Below are 5,769 nucleotides of genomic sequence, written 5' to 3'. Positions count from 1 at the left end.
CCAGGCCGACGCAGACGACGGTGACCCGCGCTCCACACGTCTGTCGAGCGCGGAGAAAAGTGAGATCGTCGAACTCCGAAAGAAGGCCCGCCGGATCGAGATCGAGAACGAGATCCTCAAGCGTGCTGCCGCGTACTTCGCCCGGGAGAACATCCTCCCAAAGTAGTTTTCCCGCTGGTCCGTGAACTCGCCGACGATGGATTCGACGTCGCGGTGACCTGCCGGGTCCTTGGCGTCCGCCGCCAGGGCTACTACGAATGGCACTCCGGGGCGACATCGCTACGGACGCAGGAGAACGAACTGCTCCTCAAACACATCGAGAAAATCCACGCAGAGTCCCGGGGCACCTACGGATGGCCACGTGTGCACGCCGAGCTCACCCTCGGACTCGGTATCACGGTGAACCACAAACGCGTCGCTCGGCTGATGCGCCAGGCCGGGATCCAGGGCCTCTACCGGCGACGCAACCACGGCTGCACCGTCCGGGACCAGCACGCCGACCCCTACACCGACCTGGTCGACCGCGACTTCACCGTCGACGGACCGGATGAGATCTGGTGCACCGACATCACCGAACACCCCACCCGAGAAGGGAAAGTCTACTGCGCGGCAGTCATCGATGTATTCTCCCGGAAAGCAGTCGGATGGTCCATCGCCGACAACATGCGCACCGAACTCGTCATCGACGCCCTCGGCATGGCCATACTCCGCCGACGCCCGCAATACCACGCCACGATCCTACATTCCAACCACGGCACCCAATTCACATCATGGGCATTCGGTCGACGTCTGGTCGCCGCTGGAATCGTCCCATCGATGGGCTCGATCGGAGATTGCTACGATAACTCTCTGGTCGAATCATTCTGGGGTACCATGCAACTCGAACTGCTCGATTCCAGAACCTGGAAAACCCGCGCAGAGCTTGCCACCGCCATCTTCGAATGGATAGAATGCTGGTACAATCCGTTACGGCGCCATTCCAGTATTGGGATGCTCTCCCCGAACGACTTCGAAGCAGCCCACACCCCGCCCAACCACACCCACTGACCCCACACCGTCGGGGTCCGGACTACGGGGCCAAGCTCAAGAGTCCATGCAAGCCACGACTGCGAGCTTCTTCTCCGGGACAGCCCAGTCGTTGGGTGCCGCCGCAGCCGGTGTGTTACCAGGGCCAGAAGATTCGACCGTGACAAGCATCCATACCCTGCCCGCCGAGGGCGATCACGAACAACACGATGACAATCGGCCTCGCTCTGGTATCGACCGTGTCGACTGGGCTGCCTATCTGATGCTAACGGGGGTTCCGAGGAGAACAGATGACAATCAGGTCATCTGCTGTCGGCAGGCAGGTGATGAATTCATGCCGCACGAGTCCGAGGGTCGGCCCAGGTCAGAACCTTCCCGTGTGGCCGCCGACCCGCAACGTTCGGTACGGACTCGGCCGCGATGGCGGGGCCGTCGAGACAGCCGAGGTCGTAATAGCCGTCCCCGGCGCCGCGGGGTCCGGCTGCGGTGGCGCTGGTCCAGTGAGTTCAGTCAGCATCCTGGAGGGTGAGATCGTGAACGACAGGGCGGGCAGGGCATCCGCGCCGGGGTCGTGACACCGTGACCGTCGTGGCCCGCGGCCACAGAACACCACCACCAGCGCCACCAGTAGCAGTGGTGGCGTGCTGGTCGGGGTCCGGGCTGCCGACGATGGTGTGCACACCCGCCGCGGTCGGCCGTAGGTGATAACGGCCGTCGTCATCGGTATCGCGACGCGCCACACACCGGCCCTGATCATCAAGCAAGGTCACCACCGCCGGCACCCCCAATCCGTCCGGCCCCACCACCCGACCGCACACCGCCGACCCCACCGCAGCCGCCGGCACTGGCGCACCGCCGTGGCCGGCATCGGCGGGTGATCCATGCTCGGATCCGCGTTCGATGTTCTCCGCGAGCCGGGTCAGATCCCGGAACTGGGGACCCCCAGCAAGTAGCCCACCGTGATTGACCCGAACAACCCGAGCCATCAACCCCACCGCGACCGCCACCAGTACCACCGGCAGAACGTAAGCCGCACCAGGCACCAGCCGCTGCACCACAGCAGCCCCACCGGCCGCACACACGAACGCCGCGATCCGCAACACCGAATTACTGTCCCAACTGGGCCTGTGCAGCTCGACCATAGCCGATACCAAATTCGTCACCGTACCGGTCAGAAAATTTGTCGGTGTCCCCGCTGGGCCCACATACCTGAGCCCGGCAGCTTGAATTCCCATCGCCGCCGCACCACCGGTCACCAACACCACCGCCCGCACCGTATTGTATTCCGGACTCACGAAACCGTAAAATCCGATACCGACCGTCACCAACACCACCAGCTCGACAACCAGAACGGTGGCGACCGCAGTCCGCCACGGCAACCGATGCATCACCAGACCAGCAACGATCGTGCCCACCATCAACCCGACGACATACCCAGCGACCGCGCACAACGCCTCAACAGACGACAACCAACGCCCGAGCCCGAGCCCGAGCCCGAGCACAGCCAGATTCCCCGTCATCGTACTGGCGAAAACCTCATTGAACACGAAAAACGTCACCGCATCCAACGCACCCGCAGCACCTGCCAACACCACCGTCACCGCACCCAACAACCGCGGAACAACCTCCGGATGATCAAAACCAGTCACATCCGACAACTGTGGCGCATACCACCGCTATCTCGGAACACGCGCCTATAAATTTCTCGTGAATACGAGCCCAAGATACAGAGTGTCACCGATCTACTGACACTCGTGAACGCCAGACGAGCACCATTCACTCGACCGGGGACTGTCTGAATAACGGTGGGTGGGGTCCGGCCTGATCCGGAAGGAGACGGCCGTGGCTGACACGACCGAGTTGTTGGACGACGCGATGATCGATCCCGTGACGGGAGAGATCATTGATCAGAAGGACCTCGCCGAGCGCCTGCTGACGCAGGCGAAGAAGCAGGGCGTGAGCCTCGTCGGCCCGGGTGGGCTGCTGAACCAGCTCACGAAGAACGTCCTGGAGACGGCGCTGAGCGCCGAGCTGACCGAGCACCTCGGTCACGAGCATGGTGAGACCCCGCTGGGGGCGAACATGCGTAACGGCAGCCGGACGAAGACGGTGCTCACCGAGATCGGCCCCGTGCAGATCGAGGTCCCCCGGGACCGGGACGGGTCGTTCGAGCCGGTGATCGTCCCCAAGCGCAAGCGCCGCCTGGACGGCATCGACCAGATCGTGCTGTCGCTGACCGCGCGTGGACTGACGACCGGGGAGATCGTCGCGCACTTCGACGAGGTCTACGGGGCGAAGGTCTCCAGGGACACGGTCAGCCGAATCACCGAGAAGGTCACCAGCGAGCTCGCCGAATGGGCGAGCAGGCCGCTGGATGTGCTCTACCCGGTGATCTTCGTCGACGCGATCGTGGTGAAAGTCCGGGACGGGCAGGTCCGCAACACCCCGTTCTACGTCGTCATGGGCGTCACGACGAACGGAGAACGCGACATCCTCGGCATCTGGGCCGGCGACGGCCAGGAAGGCGCGAGGTTCTGGCTGCAAGTGTTCACCGAGCTGAAGAACCGCGGCGGCGAGGACGTGCTCATCGCCGTCTGTGACGGCCTCAAGGGTCTCCCGGAGGCGATCAACACCACCTGGGAGCAGACAGTCGTGCAGCAGTGCATCGTCCATCTGATCCGCAACAGCTTCCGTTACGCCGGACGGCAGCACCGCGACGCGCTCGTCCGTTCGCTCAAGCCCGTCTACTCGGCCCCGTCCGAGCAGGCGGCGAAGGACCGGTTCGAAGAGTTCGCCGCCGAGTGGGGACAGCGGTATCCGGCGATCGTCCAGCTCTGGCGCAGCTCCTGGGCGGAGTTCGTGCCGTTCCTGGAGTACGACGTCGAGATCCGGCGAGTGATCTGCACGACCAACGCGATCGAGTCCATCAACGCGAGGTATCGCAGAGCCGTTCGAGCGCGTGGACACTCGAGCGCGTGGACACTTCCCCAACGAGGCCGCGGCGCTGAAGTGCCTCTACCTCGTGACCCGCTCGCTTGACCCCACCGGCGGAGGCCGGGCACGCTGGATGATGAGGTGGAAGCCCGCGCTGAACGCGTTCGCGATCACCTTCGCCGCACGATTCGAGAGAACCACTCACTGAAGAGCGTCCGGCAGTAGAGGTGGCCGTGTGTCGGTGTTGGTAGAGACACGGACCTGCAAGTGATCATGGGATTGCTGATGTCCTGATGGTCGCCTGGAGGGTCCGTGCCTCTATTGCCAGAATCGCTGATCGACCCCCTCTGGGTCGAGTTCGCTGCCCTGATCGAGGCAGAGCGGCGCCGGAGTTCGACCCGGCCCATCCGTGGGGCTGTCACCGTCGCCGGATCTCTGATCGGGTCGTGTTCGACCACGTCGTTGCCGCTCTGGTGCACGGTAGTGGCTACGAACGCATCGCCACGCCGGGTTGCTCGGACCGCACCATCCGCCGCCGTCTCGATGACTGGGCCACCGCGGGAGTCAGCGAGGAACTGCTCCGCACCGCGCTGGCCGGTTACGACCAGATACTCGGCCTGGATCTTGACGATCTGGCGGTCGACGGATCGATCACCAAGGCACCAGGCGGAGGCGAGGTGGCCGGCCGCAGCCCCTGTCGGCCGCGGCAAGCAGGGCACGAAACGGTCCGTGGCCTGCGATGACCAGGGCATCCCGCTGCACCTGGTCGCGGCGCGAGCCAACGACCATGACTCGCCCCTGCTGGAACCGACCTTGACCGGCATCGTGACGATGATCGGCCCGCTGCCCCGCCACCGCGACGCCCACGGTGGTGATCTGTTCCCGACCGTGCACCTGGACCGCGGCTATGACTCCGGCAAGACCCGTACTCTGCTGCACACCCTGGGCTTCACCGGCGAGATCGCGACCACGGGGGTCCCGGCTCCGATCCAGGCAGGACGACGGTGGCCCATCGAGCGCACGCACTCCTGGATGAACGGCTACGGCAAGCTGCGCCGGTTCACCGATCGCCGGAAGATCATCGTCTGAGGTTCCCCCGCTTTGCCGGAGTGTCTGAACACTGGTTCGATCTTGAGGGCCAGAAGAAGGAAGGCACTGGTGCCCGCACCGAAAAGTACCCCGATGAGCTGCGCGAACGAGCGGTTCGGCTGTATCGGGAGTCCGACCCTCGCCCGACGTTCCGGGGCTCGCCGAGCAGCTCGGGGTGCATCACGAGGCCTGCGCAACTGGGTCCGTCAGGCCGAGCAGACACCGGCGAGCGCCATGATCGGCCGTCGACCGACATGCTCGCCGAGAACCGCCGCTCGCGCGGGAGAACGCTGAGCTGCGGCGGGTCAACGAGGTCCTGCGCGCGGCGAGCGCCTATTTCGCCAGCGAGATCGGCCCGACCCGGAGGAAAATCATGAGCTTCGTCGATGCCCATGATTTCCCCGCCGGTCTCGTACTACGGTCCTGAACATCGCGGCCCCGACCTACTACGACTGGCGCGCCCGCCGCGCGAACCCCTCTCAGCGGCAGCTCGACGACGCCGTCCTGCTTGAGCAGATCGTGAAGATCCGCTCGGTGAGCGAGTTCGCCACCACCTACGGATCCCCGCGGGTGTGGCTGGAGCTGCGCCGCCAGTGCGTGCACGTCGGGCGCAAGCGCGTCGCTCGGATCATGCGCGAGCACGGCCTTCAGGGCGCGCACCTGCGTCGCGGCTGGAAGGGCGGCTCGACCCGGCAGAATCCGGCCCACCGCCCGGCGCCG

Annotated in this window: 3 protein-coding genes and 2 pseudogenes; 4 read left to right on the top strand and 1 reads right to left on the bottom strand. The window is 65.0% G+C overall.

Annotated features, from left to right (window positions below; translation table 11 throughout):
* Positions 1 to 174: 174 nt before the first annotated feature.
* A complete protein-coding gene (locus tag KPF47_RS36415) occupies positions 175 to 1,047 on the top strand; it encodes an IS3 family transposase (RefSeq protein WP_224390184.1) in 873 nt (290 codons plus the stop codon).
* Between the two features lie 485 nt (positions 1,048 to 1,532).
* Here the strand turns inward: KPF47_RS36415 and KPF47_RS36410 are convergent, their stop codons facing one another.
* Positions 1,533 to 2,627, bottom strand: a complete 1,095-nt coding sequence (locus KPF47_RS36410) for a DUF1275 family protein (RefSeq protein ID WP_224392774.1) — start codon at positions 2,625 to 2,627, stop codon at positions 1,533 to 1,535.
* Positions 2,628 to 2,901: 274 nt separating this feature from the next.
* Here KPF47_RS36410 and KPF47_RS36405 point away from each other — a divergent pair.
* The 3 genes and pseudogenes from KPF47_RS36405 to KPF47_RS36395 form a co-directional block, all read left to right on the top strand.
* Positions 2,902 to 4,168 (top strand): annotated as a pseudogene (locus KPF47_RS36405) (IS256 family transposase).
* Between the two features lie 104 nt (positions 4,169 to 4,272).
* A pseudogene (locus KPF47_RS36400) lies at positions 4,273 to 5,046 on the top strand (transposase); the annotation flags it as partial.
* Between the two features lie 426 nt (positions 5,047 to 5,472).
* Positions 5,473 to 5,769: IS3 family transposase (locus KPF47_RS36395; RefSeq protein WP_308015583.1), on the top strand; the 297-nt coding region annotated here is incomplete at its 3' end.

The sequence above is a fragment of the Pseudonocardia sp. ICBG1293 genome (assembly GCF_020131355.1).
Taxonomy (GTDB): Bacteria; Actinomycetota; Actinomycetes; order Mycobacteriales; family Pseudonocardiaceae; genus Pseudonocardia.
The sequence above is the reverse complement of the archived record's forward strand: the minus strand, read 5'-3'. Positions and strand labels throughout refer to the sequence as shown.